This window comes from Mycobacterium sp. HM-7, from assembly GCF_053852335.1.
Genome location: NZ_CM132657.1, coordinates 2874666 through 2895881 on the forward strand (window position 1 = coordinate 2874666; position 21216 = coordinate 2895881).

A 21216-nucleotide genomic window follows, 5' to 3' on the forward strand; every position below is an offset into this window, starting at 1 on the left:
CCGGTGTCAGCGTTCGCTCGATCCCACCAGATCGTCGTCCTCCGTCTTGTCCACCGGTGCGGGCCAGGCCGCGGGCACCGGGCGCTGGCGCACGATCTGCGGCCACCAGAACCACTTGCCCAGCAGCGCGGCGATCGACGGCGTCATGAACGACCGCACCACCAATGTGTCGAACAGCAGACCCAGACCGATGGTCGTACCGATCTGCCCGAGAATCACCAGCGGGCTGAAGATGAACGCTGCCATCGTCGCGGAGAACACCAAACCGGCTGCGGTGACGACGCTTCCGGTACCGCCCATCGACCGGATGATGCCGGTGTTGAGACCGGCATGCATCTCCTCTTTGAACCGGGACACCAGCAGGAGGTTGTAGTCCGCGCCGACCGCCAGCAGCAGGATGATCGCCAGCGGCACCACGACCCAGTAGAGATGGATGCCGAAGATGTACTGCCACACCAGAACCGACAAGCCGATCGAAGCGCCCAGCGACAGCACGACGGTACCGACGATGACGGCCGCGGCCACGATGCTGCGGGTGACGATCACCATGATCAGCAGGATGAGTGCGACTGCCGCCAGCGCGGAGATCAACAGGTCGTACTTGGTGCCCTCTTGAATGTCCTTGTTGGTGGCGCCGATACCGGCGACGTAGATCTTGGCGTCCGACATCGGTGTCGCCTTCAGGGCATCGAATACCGCGTCCTTGATCGCGTTGATGTGCGGGATGGCCTCGGGGTTGGCGGGGTTGCCCTGGTGGGTCACGATCATTCGCGCGGCCTTGCCATCTGGCGACAGGAACAGCTTGAGCCCGCGCTTGAAGTCGGCGTTGTCGAAGGCCTCGGGCGGCAGATAGAACGTGTCGTCGTTCTTGGCGTCGTCGAAGGCCTTGCCCATGGCGGTGGCATTCTTCAGCGCTTCATCGCTCTGGGAGTTGGTGCCACCGGTGGTCGCGTAATTCGACAGCGTCAGTTCGCGATTGCGTTCCTGGATGGCGATCTGCGGCGGGATCAGCGCCACCAATTGCGGCTGCAGGGCATCCAATTTGTCGAGGCTGGCGGTGATGTTGCCGAACTTGTCGGAGAGATCGGCGATTCCGTCCAGGGAGTCGAACACCGACCGCAATGCCGAGCACATGGGGATGTCGAAGCAGTGCGGTTCCCAGTAGAAGTAGTTGCGCAACGGACGGAACTGGTCGTCGAAATCGGCGAGCTTGTTCCGCAGGTCGTTGACCGTGACGACGGTGTCGTGGAACGCCTCGACCTGTTCATGGGTCGCCGCGGCGCTCTGCTTCTGCAGCGACAGCTGCTGCTTGAGCACACCGATCGTATTGTCGATCTCGTTGGCCTGCTTGAGCAGATCGTTCGCCCGGTCCTTCTGGTAGCCCAGGTTCATGATCTGGCTCGCACTGGATGCGCTGATCTGGAACGGGATGGAGCTGTGGGTGATCGGCGTGCCCAGCGGGCGCGTAATCGACTGCACCAGAGCAATTCCCGGCGTGTGCAGCACGGCCTTGGCGGCGCGTTCGAGGATCAGCATGTCCGCCGGATTCCGCATGTCGTGATCGGCTTCGATCATCAGCAGCTCGGGATTGATCCTGGCCTCGGTGAAGTGCCGCTCCGCGGCTTCCATGCCGACAACGCCAGGTGCGCTGGCGGGGATGTACGGGCGGTTGTCATAGCTCACTTCGAACCCGGGCAGTGCGAACACCCCGATGAGTGCGATCGCGCCGGTCACCACCAGGATCGGTCCGGGCCAGCGCACGATGGCCGTGCCGATCTTGCGCCAGCCCCGCGCCCGTTGAGCGACCTTGGGTTCCATGAGTCCGAAGCGGGTGGCGATCAACAACACCGCCGGTCCCAGCGTCAGCGCGGCCGCCAACGTCACGAGAACACCGATGGCCGCGGGAATTCCGAGCGTCTGGAAGTAGGGGAGTCGGGCGAAGCTCATGCAGGCGACGGCGCCGGCAATCGTCAGGCCTGAGCCGACCATGACGTGAACGGTGCCGTGCCACATGTCGTGGTAGGCCGAGATCCGGTCCATGCCCTTGCCGCGCGCCTCCTGGTAGCGGCCGACGACGAAGATCGCGTAGTCGGTGCCCGCCGCGATGGCGAGAAGCGTCAGCAGGTTCGTCGCATAGGTGGACAGACCGATGACGCCGGCGTGGGCGAGGAAGGCGACGACGCCACGGGCAGCAGCCAGTTCGACAGCGACGGTCAGCAGGACGATCAGCATCGTCACCAGTGATCGATAGACGAAGAGCAGCATGATGCCGATGACCAGGAAGGTGATACCGGTGACCTCGTTGGTACCGGCGCTGCCGACCTCGAAGTTGTCGGTCACCAACGGCGATGCGCCGGTGATGTATGCCCTGATACCGGGCGGAGGCGGATCGGCGGCGACGATCTTGCGGACGGCGTCGACGGAGATGTTGGACATCGCTTCGCCCTGATTACCGCGCAGATACAGCTGCGTGAGCGCGGCCTTGCCGTCCTTGCTCTGCGAGCCGCCGGCGGTGAGCGGGTCCCCCCAGAAGTCCTGGACGTGCTCGACGTGCTCCTTGTCGGCCTGAAGCCGCTTCACCAAGCCGTCGTAGTAGTTGTGTGCCGTGGGCCCGAGCGGCTGATCGCCCTCGATCACGAGCATCGCCGCACTGTCCGAATCGAATTCGTGGAAGACCTCGCCGATGTGCCGCATCGCGAGGATGCCGGGCGCGTCGGCTGCGTTCTGCCCGACGGATCGTTCCCAGCCGACGACTTCGAGCTGGGGCGAAATGGTGTTGGTGACGGCGGCGATACCGATCCAGATCAGCAGGATCGGCAGGGACAGCTTGCGGATGAGGCGCGCCGGAAGCGAGCCCTCGACGGCGGTATCGACTCCTCGCTGATGCTCGCTCATGCGGTCTTGTCCAGGCACGAGATGTATCCGTTCACGTGGTTGGAGGACCTTTCGTCCTTGACGATGCCGTTGACGGTGATGCGGCAACCGATGATGCTGCCGTCACCTTGAGCGCGCAGGTCGGCGTACATGGTCGGGTCGTCGGTGGTCAGCGCCTGTGACCACGGCAGGGTGACGTTCTCCACCCGCTGTGGCTGCGCATTGATATCGAGAAAGTTGATGGTCGCCGTGGAGCCGGGTGAACCGAACACCTCGAAGAGGACCCGTTTGGGGTTGTAACCGGTGTTCTCCAGGGCTTCTGAACCGGGCCGCGACAACTCGTTGTCGGAGCCGAAGATGCCCCGCAATCGGTAGACACTGAACCCGACGAGGGCAACCACCACGATCGCCACGATGGCGATCCACTGCCGCCGTGCCAACCTGCTCACCGAAAACTTGCTCAAGCCAAAGCCTTTCGACGCCCCCGCTGACGAACGGCCGAAGCTGTTCCGTCAAATCGTCCCGCAAAGGAGAACGGTACGGTACCGTACGCGCGATCGCAACCGAGTTGACATATGTGCGAAAGTCTGCGCTCAATGCCGTAACCGAGTGCAACACCGTGGTGTAACTCTGGTATTCCATCTGTGTGCGATCAGGAAGAGGTGTGGTGATGTCTGATGACACCTGCGATGCCTCGAGCTGCCCGTGGAGTGAGCGCGAGGCCGAACTCTTGGCGATCACGCTCGAGCTGTTGCAGGAGCACGGGTATGACCGGCTGAGTGTCGAAGCGGTGGCGACCAAGGCCAAGGCCAGTAAGGCGACGATGTACCGGCGCTGGCCGTCGAAAGCGGATCTGGTGCTGGCTGCCTTCATCGAAGGCACCCGAAGTTCCGCGGTGCCACCCCACACCGGCTCGCTGCGCGGCGATCTCCTGGAGATCGGCCGGGCGACGTGTCAACACGCTCAGGAGCACACGCCGACCATGCGGGCTGTGCTGAACGAGATGTCACACAGTCCGGGCCTGCAGGCGGTGATGCAGGAGAAGTTCGTCCTTCAGCGCAAGTTGGTGCTCGACGGCGTCCTTGCCGAGGCTGTCGAACGCGGCGAGATCGCTGCCGCCGCCATCAATGAAGAGATATTCGATCTGCTGCCGGGGTATCTGGTTTTTCGGGCGCTCGTCTCCGACCGGCCACCGACCGATGACACGGTGCGAATCTTGGTCGACGACGTGTTGCTACCCAGCCTCACGGGGCGCCGGTAGCGTGCTGTCGATCATCTGACGCGGTCGCCGATCCACACGCCGAGGGCGGCCAGCGCGAACACCGCACCTACCACGCTCGTACCGGTCCACCCCGAATGCGCGTACGCGACCGTGGCGGCGATGGCTCCGAGGCCTGTGCCGATCGAGTAGTAGACCATGTAGCCGCCGATGAGGCTCGTGGTCGCGGTGGGGTCGGACTCGACGATGATGTGCTGGTTGATCACGTGCAATGCTTCGCCCGCGAAATCGAGTGCGACCAAACCGATTCCGAGCAGGATCAGCGAGGTCGGCGTTTGGGAGATCGCCAGCCAGGAGGCGAGGAACACGACGAGCATGGCACCGGTGGCACGTTGGGTGTAACCCGCGTCGGCCCAACGGCCCGCACCCGACGCGCCGAGCGCTCCGGCGGCGCCGACGATGCCGAACAGCCCGATCTGCGTCACGGTCAGGTTCCAGGGTGCCGTAGCCAGCGGGAGTGCCAATGACCCCCACGCGGCTCCGAAGCTGGCGAACATCAACCCTCCGATGAGGCTTCGTACGCGAAATGCGTTGTCATACCGGGTGAGGGTGACGACAGAGGCGATCGCATGACGGTAGGGCACGGCGACTTTCTCGATGGTGTCGCGAGGGAGGGTCACGGCCAACCAACCGCAGACCGCCATCATGACAAGTGCCGCGATGACGAAGACTGCGCGCCACCCCCACAAGCCGGCAATCGACCCGGACACCGTGCGGGCCAACAGGATTCCGAGGACGACTCCGGTGGTGACGATGCCGACGGCCCGCCCGCGCCGATCCGGCGGGCTGGTCGCCGCGGCGAAGGCGGTGATCACCTGGACAACCGTCGAGGCCGCACCGAAAGCTGTGCTGCAGGCCAGGAACGTCCACGCCGACGGCGCCACAGCTGCGCCGAGCAGTCCGAGCGCGGTCACGGCCAGTTGTACGAGGATGACGCGGCGTCGGTCGAAGCGATCGCCCAGCGGCACCACCAGGATCAGACCCAGGAGGTATCCGCCCTGCGTCGCCGTCGTCACCCAGCCCAACTGAGCCGTTGACATGTGCAACTCGACGCCGAGGTTGTCCAGGAGTGGTTGGGCGTAATAGACATTGGCCACCGCCGCGCCACTGACGAAGGCGAGAAGCAACGCCATCGATGTGCCAATTGTCTGGTTCTGCCTGGAGTCGGGTTCGGTCGTGCACGACATTCGGTGGGCCATCCCTCTGGAGCATCCGACGAAGTGGTACTAGATTGCAACCAGACCATAAGCAGTCTGGTTGCAAATTGCAACCAGTGCGACTCGAGGGGTGTCATGAGCAGTCAGCTGGCTCGATCCACTTGTCCGGTATCGCGCACCGTCGACATCGTGGGGGACAAGTGGACGTTGATGATCCTTCGCGACGCCTTCGAGGGGTTGTCGCGGTTCTCGGAGTTTCAGCGCAGCCTGGGTGTCGCGAAGAACATCCTGTCGGGACGTCTGCGGCACCTGGTCGAAACCGGCGTGATGGAGTCGCGTCCCGACGCCGGCGGATCGTCCTATCGAGAATATGTACTCACTCCCAAGGGGGAGAAGCTGTTTCATCTCATCGTCGCACTGCGGGAATGGGGTGCCGACAACACATTCACCGACGGCGAACCCTGCACGTCGTACGTCGATTCGCGTACCGGCGTGCCATTGCCGAGATTGCAGTATCAATCGCCCGATGGCGACGAGATCAGACCTGAGCACACCCGGCCCGTACGGCCCGCCGGCTGGGTGGCTCCGTGACAGCGAATCAGGTTTTACCGGAACCGGTTTCGCGCCATCGGATGGTCATGCGATGGTTGCCACGCCGTCGAATTGGGATCGGTCTGCCCGCTCGAGCAGTTCGTCGCGCTGGTGGGGTTTCAGTGTCATGAGTGCCGTCGTGAGCTCACGAACGGTCTCGTCATGGGCCAGTCGGAGCCAGTCCAATTCGACGTCGAGCGCACGCGCATAACGGGTGTCGGCGTCGAAGTACGCGGCTTCTACGCCGAAGAATCCGGCCAACATCTCCGCGGTGCGCGGAGACGGGCACTTGCGAGTACCTGAGCGCAGTTGCGACAGGTATGGGGCCGACAATTGGTACCCGCGACGGGCGAGGGCCTCGGTAACCTCGAAGCTGCGATACGGCCCCCGCCCGGGCGGGCGAATGACGGCGAACAGTCGGTTGAGGCGTTCGGCGAAAGCCGCTGCGTCCGCTGAATATTGGCGTTGCTTGTTGCTGGCCACGCGATTCCCCCTTGAATCATGTAGTGGTGCAGTGACTTACGGTGTGCCAGTTGATGCCGGCTCGATCGTGGCGCCGAAGTGACCTGGTGATGACCGCCCGGGGGTGCGGCACCTGGGCGAGCTGCCGCAGGACGGTGTGCGGGCGTGCGCCCGTCACGACGAACGTTAGCTCACATTTCCGTGAATGCAACGACAGCTAATATTTGCGAAGAGTTGACGCGTCGGTAGGTTCGTGGAATTCTCGTGACATCAGTTGAGTGCCAGTAAAGCCGGGGGGCTTGGGGCCGGTCTTCTCAAGGGGGATGCAGTGTTTCGTGTTCTGCCGCGGGTATCGCGGTGTCTCGTGTCGACTTTCGCGTTGTTCACATTGCCGTAACGCCGACTGTGAGGTTGTCGGGTTCGGTGGTTGCTGGGTTCCGTTCGCGGGATTGACCGCGCGCATCGTCGCGCTGGACGACCACGTCAGCACCACACCGGCGAGCTTCGGCGGTAGCCGGTCTTGGCTCGGGGTCGCGCTCCGTGCCGCCTTGCATCGGGTGGTGCACGTTCGTGGGCATCTGGCCCCGACGCCATCATGCTGCTGCTTTACCACGTCACGGAAACGCCGCGGACGATAGGGAGACTCGAATGAATTCTGTTGGACGGCAAGACTGCTCCCGGCACGACTGCACAGAGTGGGCTGACGAGACCACGGGGATGGTGGCTCTGTTACGCGGCTCGCAGCTGTTGAAGCAGCCGCGTTCCGCGGCGCGCAACTCCGCACATATCCCCGGCATGATCAGCCAACCGCCACGTCCGGTTCGGGTGGCGTACTGGTGGGCCAACGCACTCCAAGCGCAGGGCTGGCGACTGCGTGCGTTGGGGGAGCAGCTCGCCGGTGGTGGCTTCATCGCGGAGATCGGGGTGGTGGGCGATGAGACATTGTGGGTGGTCTTTCCCCGCAACATGCCCGACGACGGCACCGAGGCGTCAGCGCTGGCAAACTTCCTTCAACGCTTGACCTATGACCAGCGGGACTACCTCCGCCGGCTCATCGCCACGGTGCCCGGGTACTCCCAGCGCGCGGCGCGGCCGTCCGCGCGAGCAGGTTCGATTCGGTGATCCAGGCGTTGATGACAGTGGTTGAACGTGAACGGCTTTCGGTCCCGGAGCCACTTGCCGACACGCTGCATACCTGGCCACGGCGAGTACGGAACCAATGTGTGGTGGGAGATTAGTGGTGTTGACGCCGAAGGTGAAGGACGAACTGGCCAGGACGGTCGTGCATCTGCCCAGTGCCCGCAAAGCCGAGGTGACCGCGCTGCTTCAGTTCGCGGGCGGGCTGCGGGTGGCGAATGGGCGTGTGGTGATCGACGCCGACGTCGACCGGGAGTCCGTTGCCAGCCGCGTGTGCAGGGACCTCAAGGACTTGTCCGGGTATGCGGCGGAGGTACGTGTACTGCCGAGCATCGGTTCGCGTAGTCGCTATCTGGTGCACGTCGCCCAGCAGGCAGAAGATGTGGCCCGATGGACCGGGTTGATCGACCGCTGGGGGCGGCCGGTCCGGGGTATGCCCGCACAGATCGTCGGCGGCAGCAGAGCCGAAGCCGAAGCGGTTTGGCGTGGGGCGTTTCTCGCTCGCGGGTCGCTGTCACTGGCGGGGCGTGCCCGGGGTCTGGAGGTGGAATGCCCGGGCATGGAAGCTGCCCTGGCGCTCACCGGAGCGGCACGCCGGCTCGGCGTGCACGTGAAGGCGCGACAGTTGCGCGGGGCCGATCGCGTCACGGTGCGCGACGCTGACACCATCTCCTCGTTGTTGAACCTGATTGGTGCCCAACAGACTCAAGCGGTCTGGCAACTTCATCGCGATCACGCGAACACCGGGACCGTCGGCGCGGCATTGGTGGATTCCAACCAACGTCGTGCACAGCAGTCGGCGATGACGACTGCGGTCAGGGCGCAACGTGCGCTGGAAATCCTCGGCGACAAGGCTCCCGCTCATTTCGTCGAGATCGCGCGTCTGCGGATCCGGCATCCTGACCTGTCGTTGGAGGACCTGGGTCGCCTCGCCGAGCCACCGCTGACGAAGCACGCAGCCGCTGGTCGTCTCCGGCGGGTTTTGGGAATGGCCGACCGCGAAGCAAAGCGCGCTGGGCTTGCCGACACCAGTGTGGTTGTCGCGGCAGGCTGATCTGAGCAGAACCGCTGTTACCCCAGCGGGTCGCCTTCGACGACGTCCGTGATGGTCACGTCGATCGGTCCGGCCGGATGCTCGCCGTTCTGATCGAGGTCATCGAGGATGGTGCGGATCGTGTCGAGCACCAACCGACGGATGTCGTCGCCCAGATCGCGCAGTTGAGTTCCGTAGCTTCCGGTGACGTCGATGTCGATGGCGCGCAGTACGGCGCCTTCCAGGGTGAAAGCAATTCGGGTCGGCTGGCAGACGAATCTGCGGCGGAGCTCCCGCGCCAGCAGGCTGCGCAGGGCGTGGTCACTGATGTACACCACTCCGGCACCGGTGTCCCGGGACGCCCGGATCGGCCAACCCGCGCGGGACGCCGCGTGCACCGCGGCACGCACTCTGTTGCTGATGGCGTCCCAGCCGGGTTCGGGCACAGTCCTCAGGTACGAAGCTGCGCGGTGCAGGAAGGGATCAGGCTCTGTCACTGCCACCTCCTCAACAGAACACGCAAAGTCTTGACAGCCCGAAGGTGGTGACCGCGCACCGCATCGGGGCTGAGGTGCAGCACCTCGCCGATTTCTGGGAACGTCATCTGCTCGACCTCCCGCATCATCCACACCGCGCGCTGGCGCACCGGCAGTTCCCCGAGCGCCAACTCGAGGGCATCCAGGAAGGCGGCATTGGACGCCGCGGTGAAGGGGTCCGCTGACGTGTCGGGCCCCGCCAACGGTTCCAGCACCCAATCTTCAACCGGCCGTGCGCGTTTGAGGCGGTGCGTGTCGGCGATCTTCCGGTAGCAGATCGCGAACAACCACGTCCGCAGTGACGAGCTGCCGCGGAAGGCACCGATCTGCTGCCACGCGGCAACGAACGTGTCCTGCACGACATCTGGGACGTCGGCCTCGTAGGCGAGCATGCGGCGCGCGTACCGGTAGAGCACGGGTCCATAGCGGTTGACGATGGCGTCGAACGCTTCGCGATCGCCGACGACCGCCGAGGCCCGTAAGGCCTCGTCGTCAGCGTCGCGTAGGTCGCCACCGGTTGGCGCTGTCACCACACTCCGCTCTCAGCTACGCTCCACCGCTCCTGAAATATAGGCCTTCGTACCAGAATTGGCGGTCGTCTGGGCTGTCTGAGGCGTGTTCAGCTGAGTAGATTTGCGATGTGTCCTGAATCACTCAAGAGGGACGTTCGGTTCGAGTTCTGAGTAACGACTACCCATATATCGACGTCGAAAGGGGAGCGGTGATGACCAGCGCACAGGCCGATGTGGAGCCGTCCGGCAAAGAAGTCAGCCCTTACCAGGGGGCACCTTTGGTGAGCTCGCAGGGCAAAACGACCATCGCGGACGTGGTCGTCTCCAAGATCGCCGGGATTGCGACCCGGGAGGTCAGCGGTGTCTACGACCTGGGTGGCGGGGCCTCACGGGTGGTCGGCGCCATCCGTGAACGGATACCTGGCGCCAGTGTCAACCAGAGCCAGGGCGTGTCTGTCGAGATCGGCGAGAAGCAGGCAGCGGTCGACATCGACATCGTGGCCGAGTACGGCGTGGCGATCGCCGACCTGGCCGCAGGCATCCGGCGGAATGTCATCGCCGCGGTCGAACGCATGACCGGCCTCGAGGTCACCGAAGTCAACATCACCGTGCACGACGTGCACCTTGACGGTGATGGCGGCGACGATGCCGACGCCGCGCCTGCCCGTGTCCAGTGATGCCCCGCCGGGGGACGGGGTTCTCGAGGATGCCACCGAACGCATCGCCGCCGCGGTGAGTGCCGTCGAGGGCGTGGCCGGTTTGCACCCGGGCATGTTCGGCGAGGTTGCCACCTATCTGCCCGGACGGCGGGTATCAGGCATTCGGATCGCGGCGGACCGTGTCGACGTGCATGTGAGTCTGGTGCTCGGCGTGCCCGTGCGGCCCACCGCAACCGCAATTCAGCGAGCTGTCGCTCACCTGACTGAGTTGCCTGTCGACGTCACGATCGAAGATCTCGTGCCGGTGACGCCAACGCCCGATCGCGGGCTGCAGTAGACCGCCGTGGTGCGGCGGCGCGACGAGGGGCGCGCCGCCACACCATGGGCAGCGAACTCGTAAGTGCCAGTACAACTTCGTTCTGCGGAAGGTTCACTTCATGACCTCATCGACACTGGGTCTGGTTGCGGGTCTGCTACTCGGCATTGCGGCGGCCGCCGGCGGACTTGGCGGTTTCCTCATCGCGCTGCTGCTCGGCGCGGCGGGCTACCTGATCGGCGCCCACCGCGACGGCGAACTCGATCTGGCCGCCTTGTTGCGGGGCCGAGACCGTGACTGATATCGAGGCGACCGAAGCCGATGCTGCTCAAGGTGATTCCGAGGATGACGGTGCCACCCGCGGCACCCTGACCGTTCGTGAGAAGGTCGCGCAACGGCTTGCGGTCCGGGCCGCGCTCGATACACCCGACGTGCTGCCATTCCCGGAAGGTCGCACGAAGCTCCCAGGTCGGTCTCTGCCGCAAGCGCAGCTGACCGTCACCGGCGACCGCGTCTCAGCCCACCTCAAGGTGACCGTGGCGTGGCCGGCGCCGGCGGTGGAGGTCGCACGTGCGGTCCAGCGCAACGTCGCGCAGACCTTGTCGAACATGGCCGGATTGCGGGTCGACCGCGTGGACGTCACCGTCGAGCAGTTCAGCACCGTCACCAAAGACACGAAAAGGACCCGATGATGACCGCCGACGACGTTGCACTACCGGCACCCGGCCGGTCCCCGGTCGCCGCTGCCACCGCCCGATACGTCGCGGTGGCGTTGGCGCTGGTCGTCGTGGGCGGCGGGGTCGTGTCTCTGCGTGAAGCCGGTGTCGAGCTGGGCTGGGTCGCCGGGACGCCCTGGATCGGGACGGCCATCACCGCGCTCGACGGCCTGCGCAGTCAGTGGTGGATGATGCCCGCCGGTGCCGTCGCACTGTTGCTGGGTATCTGGTTGGTTGTCGTCGCTCTGCGGCCCCGACGTAAGACGGTCGTTGCCGTCGACACCGGGGGATCGGTGTGGATGCGCCCGCGCGACGTCGCCCGACTGGCGTCACACGCGGCATCCTGCGTGCCTGGCGTCGAGGTGCTGAACTCGGCGGCCACCCGCCGCAAAGTCACCATGTATGTCGGAATCACCGGTATCGAGTCCGAGACCGCAGCGAAGGGCGCGATCGCCGCCGCCGTGGGCAGCGCGACCGAAATTCTCATCCCCGCACCGCGAATCGTCGTGCGCGTCGGCACGAGCGGGGCTGCATGAGCCTGCTGCCGACTGATTTCGTGGATCGTGCGGCGACATTCGTCGCAGGGATAGTCGTGACCTGTCTAGGGGCCGCGGCCGCTCTGTGGCCGACGCATCTGGTGCGTGTGGCTCCCGAACGCATCAGCGCAGGGCCGGCCGTGCGTGCCACCACCTCGACGTGGTGGCCCTGGGAACTGGCCGGAGCGGGCGCAATTCTGGTGGTGGTCGGCCTGGTCTGGCTCATTGCGCATGTGCCGGTCCGGAAGGCGCAGGTCCTGCGCGTTCCCGGCACCACCGACCCGGGATTCCTCACGGTGAACCTCGACGGTGTGGCCTCGGCGGCCGCCGCCGCGTTGGCGCAGGACTCGAATGTGCAGTCCGCCAAGGGCAAAACGCTCGCCGAGCGGGGCACGTCGACAGTGGAGTTGACCGTCACGACGGCGCACCCGGCCGGCCTCGCCGATGTCGTCTCCGCCATCGATGCGACCCTTGCCGACATCGCCCGGGCCACCGCGGGTACCAGCAACATCGTTGCGGCCCGCGCGGTTGTACAGATCGCCAAAACCAAACGCACCGGCTGAGCTCGCTGGGCAACGGATCACCCCTCGTCTGGCCGTCTCAGCAAACTTGAACTGCATCGAGGTAGTTTTGCCAGCGGAAGCCATCACCGTTCCGGCCGGCGTACAGCGGGCCGTGCGCAGGGAAATGGGCCGTCACCAGTCCGAGTCCTTCGTCGGCGCTGCGCTCGAGGATGGCGCGGCGCGTGTCGATCGCCCGCTGTGGGTTGTGGTCGGCGAAGAACACGAGGTCGGGATAGAGCGCCTGCACGGGGTGGTGCAAGGCGTCGCCGACGATGAGTAGACCGCCTCCGGGGCCGGCGATCTCGACAGCGAGATGTCCGGGCGTGTGTCCCGCAGCGTCGACCGCGCTGATCTGTGTGCCGCCGCTCGAATGAATGACGTCACCCGAGCTGACATCGCGGTGTGCGCCGCTTTGCAGGATGGGTAACACGCTGTCCTGGTAGACCCAGCCCGCGTCGCTCCGCCATTGCCCCGCCGGGGCTGACTTCCATTGTGCGTACAGGTATTCGAGCTCGGCGCCGCGAAACAAGTAGGTGGCGTTCGGGAAAGTCGGCGCCCATTCGCCGTCGACCAGACTGGTGTTCCAGCCGCAGTGGTCCAGGTGTAGGTGGGTATTGATGACGATATCGACGTCGGCGGGATGGAACCCCGCCCGCGAAAGCCGGTTCAGATAGTCGGTGTCGAGCATATGAAGGTCCGCGAAGTACGGTCGGTTCTTGTGATTGCCGGAGCAGGTGTCGATGACGATCACAGTGCCGTCGATCTCGACGACGTAGTTGTGGATCGCGAACAGCATCGTGCCGGCGTCATCGGTGATGGCGGAGGGTGCGAACAGCTGCTGCGCGGCATGCAGCTGTGAGTCGCTGATAGTGGGGTACCAGAGCCGGGGCGCGATCGGCCAGATATCCAACTCCGTGAGTTGCGTGACCGTCGCGCTTCCGACACCAAACGTGTGCACGGGGGTGGCCAACGCTGTTGACCCCGTATCTATTCCGGATTCTTCAAATGCCGGGACATCAGGCCGGATGGCGACGTTTGGAATGACCGACGACAGGGAATAGGTGAGTCAGCTGATGCCGTCGGCGCGTCACTCAGTGTGAGGAATCGAAATGGTCCACGAACTGGTATTCGCGTTACAAAGCCAGCCCGAAGCAGCCGGCTTCATCCTGCGGGGCATCAAGGGGATCTTTGTCGCGATCGGCAGTGTCATCGCCGCGATCATCTGTGCGGTGATCGCCGGCACGAAGGGCCGGAGTGCTCTCGGCTGGGGCGTCCTCGGCCTGTTCTTCTCGATCCTGACGTTGATCGTCGTGATCGTCATCCCCTCGAAGAAGTCTTGAGCCAAATGACATTTGGCGTCAATAACAGTCAGCACCACGGCAAAGGAGCCACCATGTCAGTTCGACGAATGATCTTGCTCGGAGGCGTCATCCTGCTACTGGTTGGCGTGATCGGCCTCCTGGTCCCGGTTTCGGCCTCGACCAGTGATGGCAAGGAGATCGGCTGCGGGAGCGCGCTATTCCAGGACCTGGACCAGGCTCGCTCGGCGAACGCGTCGAGCGTCGCGGGCGTACCCATCCTCAATGAGATTGTCCCGCATACGGACTACGTGGCACTGTGTGAATCGGAACTGTCCGGCCGCCGGACATGGTCTATTCCCGTTGCGATTCTCGGAATCGTGATCGCGGCGGCCTCCTTCGCGGTTCGCGGCGGGGCCGGCGTAGCCGCGTCGCACTGACGTAGCCAGGCCTCACGACGTCCGCGTGATGGGACGGTCACACCGAGGCGATGTAGTTGCTGCTGTAGAACTCTCGTGGGACTTGCGATTGGGTGCCCGGTAGATCGACGGCAAGCCAGATGCCGGTGATCCGCGACGAAATCTGGGCCTGCAGAGTGAGGCTGCCGTTCCCGAATTCGTCGGTGTCGAGTGTTCCGGTGGTGATGCCACGGTCGCCGGCCAGGCAGCCGAGTCGCGCATGCGGAGCGGGAATCATCCGCACGACATACCGCGTGCGGTCCGCACCGTTCGTCATGTCGATGTGCGCAACGACTGCCCGTCCGTCGGAGCGGATCTCGGCGAACGACTTTGCGCCTGCCCGACCCAATGGCGATGTCACCAGCTGGAAGTCACAGGTATGCATGTTGGGCAGCAGGAACATTCGATGTACGGGGGAGGCAGCGGCCGGGGTCGCGGCCGTGACAACCGCCGCGGCGGTCAGCGCGATTGCCGCCAGCTGTCGGCCGGCTGCGCTCGGCGAGTGAGATGGACTGGGCATGAGCGTTCTCGCTCTCGCGGATGGTACCGGGTATTCGTCGGCAGTGACTACGAGACACCTTGTGGCACTTTGTTTTCATCAGCGTATGAACGATGAGGCCTCGACGGATCGTGCGGCGGTCGGAGATTTCGACTCGGGCGTTGACCGCCCGGGGTAGGTATCGCACACCGCCCACGGCACGATGCCGAACGCCGAGCTTGCATGCGGGCAGCGGCGGCGTACCAACACGTTTGCGCTGGTTGGATACGGGTATCTGCCGGCCACGACATTGCCGGAAGAAAGCGATTGGACCATGGCTACCCACCCGAATCCGCTGAACCCAGGTCGGCTCACAGTATGTGCCGGCGCATTGGTGCTGGCAGTGTTCAGCCTTGCTGCATGTGGCGACAAAGCCTCGAACGACAAGTCGACGACGTCGGTGACCACGACGACGACATCGCCCACCGAAACATCGACGGTCACAGTGGTTCCGACGTCCGGTGCTCCGACGGTGGACTCGTCGGCACCGGCCACCGAATCGCCTGCACCGCAGATGCCTGCGCCTGAGACAGGCGGGCCGATGGTCCCCGCGCCGCCGGCAATGCCCGCGCCGCCCGCTATTCCGTCACCACCCGCTATCCCGTCACCGCCTGCGATTCCGTCGCCGCCTCGGATTCCGATGCCGTGACGTCGAACTCAGACATGCGCGGAGCGTAAGCAACTGCGCCGGTCAGTCCGCGGGCAGCGTGCCTGGCGGGCTCGTACCCGGATCCAGCCGGGCGACTTTGTTGGCACGTGCTGGTGGCATGACCAACTGATCCATATGCCGTGAACTGGCAATGTCTGAAATGAATATGAGTCAATTATGAAATTGGCATGCAGATCATTATGCGTCGGATATGAATATCTCGACGCGCGTTCGATCCTGGCTAGAATTGGAATACAGATAACACTGCAAACAGGATTTAATATCGAAGGGAAATTGCCTTGCTGAGCGGCAGGATTTTCAAGAGCGTTGTGGTTGCGTTCGTCGCGACCGTGCTGAGCGTGGGCACGTCGGCACCGTCAATGGCCGCTTCTGAAGTGCAGGCATCGGCGCAGGAGACGATCAGTGACTTGGAAGCCCGAGGGGTGCGGCCGATACTCAACAAGGTCGGTAACGCGCCCATCGAGCAATGCACGGTGACTGCAGTGCGGCCGGGCACCGCTGTCAAACATTCTTGGGTGCAGCGAGGCCCGACTGGAAACGTGGGAAATCTCGTTCGGTATAAGACCGCGTATGTTGATCTTATGTGCAATCGATGAATTGCACTAGGTGAATATGGTGAATCGCCATTCGATAATAAGGCATTAATTGCGTCAATTGCAGCCGCGGATTTACGGCACGATAAGCCGGTTGGTGGCGACAGGCGGTCAGGAATTCGCCAGTGCGGCGGTTCGTTGCCGACAATGCCGGTAGATGTCGTCGGACACCCTGCTGCGGTGTGTCTGAGACGCGCGATGCGGCGATCGGCAATGTGACGGGATAAGTGTTCAGCTCCGGCGCCAGCCTGGTCTCGGGAAGTTCGGCCGCGGTCGGCTGCTCGCCGAGCTGAATGGCGAAGCCCGGCGCGAACCGGGAGCGAGTGGCAAAGGTCTTGGCTGCCAGTAGCGGGACGAAACCAGCCTCCAGAAGCGCCGCAATGACCAACTCGCGCTGCGCGGAGGAAGGTCCCCGGGTAGCCGACGTAGACCAAGCCCTGAGCGCCCCACGTCGTCAGCGCGGCGGTGTAGAAGATCGTGCGAAGTTCGTCGTCGAAGGGAAGCGGAAAGAAGCCGCACCTCAACACTATTCGTCACTGTGACAAATAGTAGTTCGTCCCTTGTCGGTGGAGAGGGGGGTCATTCAGAGGCCCGCGGTATGCCGCACTCTGCCCCAGAACAGTCCCGGGCTCGATCCGACGCTGCACTTGGGTCGCTAGCTAACCTGTCACCGAAAAGTTCTCGCGGACAGGCGTATTCACACAGCCAGCGAGGCGCAGATAAAACGTCACTGTGACGTATTGTCGGGTCGGGGCCCGTAGGCTTGACCCAAGTCGCGTCGCGGCCGAGTGGGTGGCGCGAGTACCTCCCGCGCGTAGCCAAGGCGCCTTGCGCGCGACAACCGGGCAATTCATGGCATGGCCAGCGCCGGTGCGACTCTCGCCGAGTGCGCATCCGTGGCAGGAGCGTGACGGGCGATGGTCGGAGGGGTCAATACTCCAACGAGGCATCTGCCGGAAAGGCGAAGCGATGGATCTGACGCCGGAACGTGCCGTCGCGCACCTGCTGGAAGCTAAACGCCGATAAGGTACATTATGTCAGTTAAACCGGCGCCGTCTTCATGAGGCGAAACCCTGTGCTGCAACATGTTTGTGCAACGCAGCGTGGCCCCGACCGCTTCGATCAAGGCAGTGATCTCAGCACCGCTGTCAGTGCCACCGTTCTGGGCCGGTTGGTGTACTTGCCGTGAGACGGTGACAGATGTGACTGCTCACCGGCGCACCACCTCACTCCGACGGTATGGCGGTCGCGCCCGGGCCTAGTGCGATCGCCGCGTATCGGCCGGCCACTTGAACATCGTTGAGAAAGGAATCTCATGCGGGTGCCTCGTGCTGTCGCACAATTCAACCGCCGCATCACCAATCCGGTGGCCCGCTCGGTGACCCCGTGGCTCCCATGCTTGGGCACGCTTGAGCACACCGGACGGAAGTCAGGCCGGCGCTATCGAACGCCCCTGTTGGTATTCAAGACCCGCGATGGCTTCGCCATTCTCATCGGCTACGGACCTGAATCGGACTGGCTTCAAAATGTTTTGGCCGGCGGTCCGACAGTGCTGCACCGAAGGGGCAAAGGTGTCGCAGTTGGGAGTCCGCGGGTGGTCAGCAAGAGCGATGCCGTACCCCTCATCACACCGGCACCCCGACTTATCTATCGATTGTTCCCCTACAACGAAGCAGCTCTGATACTGACGAGTCGGAGTCACGTTGAACGGGCCCCGCTCTCCCGCGGTACGTCGTGATGGACAGATCAGACTGCTTAGTTGGCATCGGGAACCGCGTCCACGGCCTCCACCAGACCTACTTAGGTTGGTGGCTGGCCACCGCTGCGATACGAGGATCGGCCGAAGGTTCACGCTCCCCTGCGTCCATCGGATCATCATCGGCAGGAATATGACGGGTTGCCGGTATTAGTTGTGCGTTGTCAAACATATTGTGCAACAATCTATTTCACTCTTCAAAAGAGGCGATAGGCGCTGGGCTGTTTGTACGTTATTGTGCCGCAAGAAATTTGGCGCAGGTGGTGAAAAGCCGGCGCTTTGAGATGATGCGCCCAGATGAGTCAATTAGGACGGGACGTCCAAGTAGAGAACGCAACCTGTGATCGGATGTTACTTCGCGGCCGCGGGTTCCACGAAGACGCGGCCGGCTAGCTCGCCGGGAGATTCGTGCAGGACGCCGCCGGTGACGAGGGCGCCGAGATTGATCGGGACGTAGCGGAGGTCTTCGATGAGCCGGGCAGCGACGGCGTGGGCGTCGTCGTGGTCGCTGGAGTGGAACAACACCTTGGGCGCACCGTCGACGGTGGGGCCTTCGTCGTAGCTGGTGGACAGCATGTGGTTGAACGCCTTGACTACCTTCGCGCCGGGCGCGAGATCCTCAATGACCTCGCTGGAGGTTTTGCCGCCGGTGTCGGCTCGGGTGAAGCCGGGCATGATGATCGGGTTGTTGGTGTCGACGAGGATCTTGCCCGACAGGTCCAGATCGGCCAATGCGGCGGGGATGTCGCGCCAGGCCACTGCGACGAAGACGACGCCGCGGGCCGCGGCCTCGGCCGCGGTACCGACGCTGATGCCGAGCGGATCGAATGTTTCAGTGAGGGTTTGAGGGCCGCGGCTGTTGCTGACCAGGACGTCGTGGCCAGCCTTGGCCAGTTGGGTGCTGACGGCTTTGCCGATCATGCCGGCGCCGATGAAGCCGATCTTCATGGTGGTCTCCTCTTTGATGTTCTGCCCAATTCACCGGCGCTGATGAGACCGAATCCTCATCGTGGCCTCCCCTGTGCGGTGTCGGCGGCGTGGGCGTTGAATGTGTGGTGGTGGGTGTGGGCGGTGGTGGTTAGGCGGTGGCTTCGGTTGCGGGCCAGAGGGTGTCGATCTCGGCGATGGCGTCGGCGTAGCTCTTCTCGTGCAGCGGGATGAGGTCGGCCATGGCGGGGTTGACCGGAGCCATGGTCAGTTCGGCCGTGATTACGCGCGGCGCCAGTCCGGTCGGGGACACACCGGCCACGATCCACTTGGCGGCGTGGTCCCAGCCCGCGCGCGGGGTGCCTTCGCCGTAACCGCCGCCCTGGCTCTCCAGCACGATGAACTCGGTGTCACCGAGCAGGCCGGCGCCGGTGGCCGGGTCGAAGGACAGTCCGGCGGCGATGAGGTGGTCCACCCAGGCCTTCACGATGCTGGGGGCGCCGTAGTTGTAGAGCGGCAAGCCCAGCAGCACGGTGTCGGCGGCCTTGATCTCGTCGATCAGCCGCTTGGACAGGGCGAAGGATTCGGCCTGGGCCGGCGTGTGCCGTTCGGCGGGGATGTTGCGGGCCAGACCACTGACGGCGTCGAAATGCGGAATCGGCTCTGCAGCCAGGTCACGGTAGGCCACCGTGCCTCCGGGATGGGCCTGCGCCCAGCGCTGGGCGGCGTGTGCGGTCAGCCGCCGGCTGATGGACGCGTCACCCTGGATGGAGGAGTCGATGTGCAGAAGGTGGCTCATGGTGGTGCCTTCCAGTTGAGGAACGGGAACGAAAGTCGTTTGCGGAATGCAAACTATCATAGTGGTACATATCATCGAGATATTCCCGTAGTGTTGATTCCATGAGAGAAATAGCTGAGAACAACGACCGCTCCCCATGCATCCCGCCGTCCTATGGCGTGTTCGGCAGCTACGAGATGTTCCGCGATCTGGGTCCGCAGCAGTGGCGCGATATCGAGGCGCTGGGCTATGTCGGCCTGTGGGCCGGCGGCTCACCGCCGGCTGACCTGTCCTGGGTCGACCCGATCCTGGCCGCCACCGAAACCTTGCACGTGGCCACCGGCATCGTGAACATCTGGACCGCCGACGCCACCGAGGTGGCGCGGTCCTATCACCGCATCGCCGACACGTACCCCGGCCGGTTCGTCCTGGGGATCGGCGCCGGGCATCCCGAAGCCGTCAGCACCTACCGCAAGCCCTACGACGCCCTCAACGACTACCTCGACGAACTCGACCGCCAGGGCGTCCCCCGCGAACGCCGCGTGCTGGCCGCCCTAGGGCCGCGGGTGCTTCAACTCGCCGCCCGTCGCACCGGCGGAGCGCACCCCTACCTGACAACACCGCAGCACACCGCCCAGGCCCGCGACCTGATCGGCCCCCACGCCGGGCTGGCCCCCGAACAAAAAGTCGTGATGACCACCGACGTCGAGCAGGCCCGCGCCCAGAGCCGCGACGCACTGGCCGTCTACCTGCCGCTGGCCAACTACCGCAACACCTGGAAACGGCTCGGCTTCACCGACGCCGACATGGACGGGACCGCCAGCGACGCCCTCGTCGACGCGATGATCGCCTACGGCACCCCAGACCAGATCGCCGCACGACTGGGCGAACACATCACCGCCGGCGCCAACCACGTCGCCATCCAGGTACTCACCGAGCCGGACGACCTTGTGCCCGCCCTCACCGCCCTCGCCGGCTCGCTCGGGCTGACCGGACCGCTGGCGCCATAAGCCCGCACTGCCGCCGACCGTCAGACTCCGACAGCAACGATTTGTACAACGCAAATTGAAGGAGGGATGGGATTGTCAAGACTTGCCGGTAACCTCGCCCTCATGAGCAGTTCGAGCGGCGGCAATGACTTGAAATCACCGGAAAACATGGTGGGCGTGATGATGAACTACATCCTTCGCCGCATGCAGGCTGAAGCAGACCGGGACCTGCTTCCCCACGGAATGAAGACGCGTCATGCCGTCGTTCTGACCCTGCTGCGCGACCTCGGGGAACAACCCCAGTCGGAACTGCCTCAAGCGCTGGGTATCGATGCCACCGGTGTCGTTGCCCTGCTCAACGGCCTCGAAGATGAAGGGCTCATCGAACGCCGACGCGCCCCCGAAGACCGCCGCAGACACAACGTACTGATCACCAAAGCCGGGCGCCGCCGCCTCGCCGACATCGAACACGTCGCCGCCGACCTCGAGCAACAACTCCTCGGCCTCGAACCCGCAGAACTCCGCACCCTGCACACCCTCCTCACCAAAGCCATGACCAACCTCGCCAACGGCACCCAAAACCGCTGAACCTCTCGCCATAACTGGAGCGCACCCAGATCGGACAGCCCGGGTTACCCGCAAAACCCGCCGTTTTCATCAGATGAAATGTCGCACTGCAGCATGTTTCGACGCGGCGGATTTGTTTCGGGCGCGCCATCGCTATTAATTGCGCTGGTGCAACCAGTTCCGAATGCTGATTCCCGGGTTTCGATCGGTCTCCGGTTGCTGCATCTGATGCATCGACCGTTTTTGCTCATTCCGATCGGCATGCAGAGCC

General features: G+C 64.1%; 27 protein-coding genes and 1 pseudogene. 16 read left to right on the forward strand and 12 right to left on the reverse strand.

Annotated elements, in window-relative coordinates; all coding sequences use genetic code 11:
• Window positions 1-6 precede the first annotated feature (6 nt).
• Together ACWW1C_RS13805 and ACWW1C_RS13810 are read right to left on the reverse strand one after the other, a co-directional pair.
• Window positions 7-2895, reverse strand: coding sequence for an MMPL/RND family transporter (locus tag ACWW1C_RS13805; RefSeq protein ID WP_455983951.1), 2889 nt, complete (start codon window positions 2893-2895; stop codon window positions 7-9).
• Window positions 2892-3338: an MmpS family transport accessory protein gene (locus ACWW1C_RS13810; RefSeq protein ID WP_455983952.1), complete on the reverse strand. Its 447-nt coding sequence runs from the start codon at window positions 3336-3338 to the stop codon at window positions 2892-2894. The genes ACWW1C_RS13805 and ACWW1C_RS13810 overlap by 4 nt, the downstream gene beginning before the upstream one ends.
• Window positions 3339-3544: 206 nt before the next feature.
• Between ACWW1C_RS13810 and ACWW1C_RS13815 the strand changes: the two genes are divergently transcribed.
• Window positions 3545-4135: a TetR/AcrR family transcriptional regulator gene (locus tag ACWW1C_RS13815; protein ID WP_455983953.1), complete on the forward strand. Its 591-nt coding sequence runs from the start codon at window positions 3545-3547 to the stop codon at window positions 4133-4135.
• An 11-nt stretch (window positions 4136-4146) separates the two neighbouring features.
• Here the strand turns inward: ACWW1C_RS13815 and ACWW1C_RS13820 are convergent, their stop codons facing one another.
• Entirely contained in the window at window positions 4147-5286 is a 1140-nt protein-coding gene (locus ACWW1C_RS13820) for an MFS transporter (RefSeq protein ID WP_455983954.1), read from the reverse strand.
• Window positions 5287-5445: 159 nt separating this feature from the next.
• On the opposite strand from ACWW1C_RS13820, the gene ACWW1C_RS13825 reads away from it, so the two are divergent.
• Window positions 5446-5901 (forward strand): winged helix-turn-helix transcriptional regulator, encoded by a 456-nt coding sequence (locus ACWW1C_RS13825; protein WP_455983955.1) that lies wholly within the window; start codon window positions 5446-5448, stop codon window positions 5899-5901.
• A 45-nt stretch (window positions 5902-5946) separates the two neighbouring features.
• On the opposite strand, the gene ACWW1C_RS13830 is transcribed toward ACWW1C_RS13825, so the two are convergent.
• Window positions 5947-6384: an XRE family transcriptional regulator gene (locus tag ACWW1C_RS13830; RefSeq protein ID WP_455983956.1), complete on the reverse strand. Its 438-nt coding sequence runs from the start codon at window positions 6382-6384 to the stop codon at window positions 5947-5949.
• Between the two features lie 627 nt (window positions 6385-7011).
• Between ACWW1C_RS13830 and ACWW1C_RS13835 the strand changes: the two genes are divergently transcribed.
• Together ACWW1C_RS13835 and whiA are read left to right on the forward strand one after the other, a co-directional pair.
• Window positions 7012-7485, forward strand: coding sequence for a hypothetical protein (locus ACWW1C_RS13835; RefSeq protein WP_455983957.1), 474 nt, complete (start codon window positions 7012-7014; stop codon window positions 7483-7485).
• A 121-nt stretch (window positions 7486-7606) separates the two neighbouring features.
• Window positions 7607-8554 (forward strand): DNA-binding protein WhiA, encoded by a 948-nt coding sequence (gene whiA, locus ACWW1C_RS13840; RefSeq protein WP_455984274.1) that lies wholly within the window; start codon window positions 7607-7609, stop codon window positions 8552-8554.
• Between the two features lie 17 nt (window positions 8555-8571).
• Here whiA and ACWW1C_RS13845 read toward each other — a convergent pair whose 3' ends face one another.
• Together ACWW1C_RS13845 and ACWW1C_RS13850 are read right to left on the reverse strand one after the other, a co-directional pair.
• Entirely contained in the window at window positions 8572-9030 is a 459-nt protein-coding gene (locus ACWW1C_RS13845) for a hypothetical protein (RefSeq protein WP_455983958.1), read from the reverse strand.
• Entirely contained in the window at window positions 9027-9599 is a 573-nt protein-coding gene (locus ACWW1C_RS13850) for an RNA polymerase sigma factor (protein WP_455983959.1), read from the reverse strand. The genes ACWW1C_RS13845 and ACWW1C_RS13850 overlap by 4 nt, the downstream gene beginning before the upstream one ends.
• Before the next feature lie 194 nt (window positions 9600-9793).
• Here ACWW1C_RS13850 and ACWW1C_RS13855 point away from each other — a divergent pair, with 194 nt between their 5' ends.
• From ACWW1C_RS13855 to ACWW1C_RS13880, 6 genes are all read left to right on the forward strand, one after another.
• A complete protein-coding gene (locus ACWW1C_RS13855) occupies window positions 9794-10258 on the forward strand; it encodes an Asp23/Gls24 family envelope stress response protein (RefSeq protein WP_455983960.1) in 465 nt (154 codons plus the stop codon).
• Window positions 10227-10577, forward strand: a complete 351-nt coding sequence (locus ACWW1C_RS13860) for an Asp23/Gls24 family envelope stress response protein (protein WP_455983961.1) — start codon at window positions 10227-10229, stop codon at window positions 10575-10577. Before ACWW1C_RS13855 ends, ACWW1C_RS13860 begins: the two co-directional genes overlap by 32 nt.
• 100 nt (window positions 10578-10677) lie before the next feature.
• The gene (locus ACWW1C_RS13865; RefSeq protein ID WP_267317478.1) at window positions 10678-10857 is read left to right on the forward strand and encodes a hypothetical protein; all 180 of its coding nucleotides are present in this window, start codon (window positions 10678-10680) and stop codon (window positions 10855-10857) included.
• On the forward strand, window positions 10850-11248 hold the full coding sequence (locus ACWW1C_RS13870) for an Asp23/Gls24 family envelope stress response protein (protein ID WP_455983962.1): 399 nt from the start codon (window positions 10850-10852) through the stop codon (window positions 11246-11248). The genes ACWW1C_RS13865 and ACWW1C_RS13870 overlap by 8 nt, the downstream gene beginning before the upstream one ends.
• Window positions 11248-11808: a DUF6286 domain-containing protein gene (locus tag ACWW1C_RS13875; RefSeq protein WP_455983963.1), complete on the forward strand. Its 561-nt coding sequence runs from the start codon at window positions 11248-11250 to the stop codon at window positions 11806-11808. The genes ACWW1C_RS13870 and ACWW1C_RS13875 overlap by 1 nt, the downstream gene beginning before the upstream one ends.
• Window positions 11805-12371, forward strand: a complete 567-nt coding sequence (locus tag ACWW1C_RS13880) for a hypothetical protein (protein WP_455983964.1) — start codon at window positions 11805-11807, stop codon at window positions 12369-12371. The genes ACWW1C_RS13875 and ACWW1C_RS13880 overlap by 4 nt, the downstream gene beginning before the upstream one ends.
• Before the next feature lie 37 nt (window positions 12372-12408).
• Here ACWW1C_RS13880 and ACWW1C_RS13885 read toward each other — a convergent pair whose 3' ends face one another.
• Window positions 12409-13329 carry an MBL fold metallo-hydrolase gene (locus ACWW1C_RS13885; protein WP_455984275.1) on the reverse strand — a complete coding sequence of 307 codons (921 nt, stop codon included), beginning with the start codon at window positions 13327-13329 and terminating at the stop codon, window positions 12409-12411.
• Between the two features lie 151 nt (window positions 13330-13480).
• Here ACWW1C_RS13885 and ACWW1C_RS13890 point away from each other — a divergent pair, with 151 nt between their 5' ends.
• Together ACWW1C_RS13890 and ACWW1C_RS13895 are read left to right on the forward strand one after the other, a co-directional pair.
• Entirely contained in the window at window positions 13481-13711 is a 231-nt protein-coding gene (locus ACWW1C_RS13890) for a deoxyribodipyrimidine photolyase (protein ID WP_455983965.1), read from the forward strand.
• Window positions 13712-13764: 53 nt separating this feature from the next.
• Complete coding sequence (locus ACWW1C_RS13895; RefSeq protein WP_455984276.1) at window positions 13765-14109, forward strand: aminopeptidase; 345 nt, start codon at window positions 13765-13767, stop codon at window positions 14107-14109.
• 37 nt (window positions 14110-14146) lie between these two features.
• On the opposite strand, the gene ACWW1C_RS13900 is transcribed toward ACWW1C_RS13895, so the two are convergent.
• Window positions 14147-14647 carry a hypothetical protein gene (locus tag ACWW1C_RS13900; RefSeq protein WP_455983966.1) on the reverse strand — a complete coding sequence of 167 codons (501 nt, stop codon included), beginning with the start codon at window positions 14645-14647 and terminating at the stop codon, window positions 14147-14149.
• 378 nt (window positions 14648-15025) lie between these two features.
• Between ACWW1C_RS13900 and ACWW1C_RS13905 the strand changes: the two genes are divergently transcribed.
• Window positions 15026-15193: a hypothetical protein gene (locus ACWW1C_RS13905; protein WP_455983967.1), complete on the forward strand. Its 168-nt coding sequence runs from the start codon at window positions 15026-15028 to the stop codon at window positions 15191-15193.
• 721 nt (window positions 15194-15914) lie between these two features.
• Here the strand turns inward: ACWW1C_RS13905 and ACWW1C_RS13910 are convergent.
• Window positions 15915-16316 (reverse strand): hypothetical protein, encoded by a 402-nt coding sequence (locus ACWW1C_RS13910; RefSeq protein WP_455984511.1) that lies wholly within the window; start codon window positions 16314-16316, stop codon window positions 15915-15917.
• 37 nt (window positions 16317-16353) lie between these two features.
• Window positions 16354-16446 (reverse strand): annotated as a pseudogene (locus ACWW1C_RS13915) (transporter); the annotation flags it as partial.
• A 797-nt stretch (window positions 16447-17243) separates the two neighbouring features.
• On the opposite strand from ACWW1C_RS13915, the gene ACWW1C_RS13920 reads away from it, so the two are divergent.
• Window positions 17244-17666, forward strand: coding sequence for a nitroreductase family deazaflavin-dependent oxidoreductase (locus ACWW1C_RS13920; RefSeq protein ID WP_455983968.1), 423 nt, complete (start codon window positions 17244-17246; stop codon window positions 17664-17666).
• A gap of 369 nt (window positions 17667-18035) precedes the next feature.
• Here ACWW1C_RS13920 and ACWW1C_RS13925 read toward each other — a convergent pair whose 3' ends face one another.
• Window positions 18036-18632: an NADPH-dependent F420 reductase gene (locus tag ACWW1C_RS13925; protein WP_455983969.1), complete on the reverse strand. Its 597-nt coding sequence runs from the start codon at window positions 18630-18632 to the stop codon at window positions 18036-18038.
• Window positions 18633-18762: 130 nt separating this feature from the next.
• The gene (locus ACWW1C_RS13930) at window positions 18763-19410 is read right to left on the reverse strand and encodes an FMN-dependent NADH-azoreductase (RefSeq protein ID WP_455983970.1); all 648 of its coding nucleotides are present in this window, start codon (window positions 19408-19410) and stop codon (window positions 18763-18765) included.
• Between the two features lie 101 nt (window positions 19411-19511).
• On the opposite strand from ACWW1C_RS13930, the gene ACWW1C_RS13935 reads away from it, so the two are divergent.
• Window positions 19512-20399, forward strand: a complete 888-nt coding sequence (locus tag ACWW1C_RS13935) for an LLM class F420-dependent oxidoreductase (protein ID WP_455983971.1) — start codon at window positions 19512-19514, stop codon at window positions 20397-20399.
• Between the two features lie 102 nt (window positions 20400-20501).
• Complete coding sequence (locus tag ACWW1C_RS13940) at window positions 20502-20966, forward strand: MarR family winged helix-turn-helix transcriptional regulator (protein ID WP_455983972.1); 465 nt, start codon at window positions 20502-20504, stop codon at window positions 20964-20966.
• Window positions 20967-21216 lie beyond the last annotated feature (250 nt).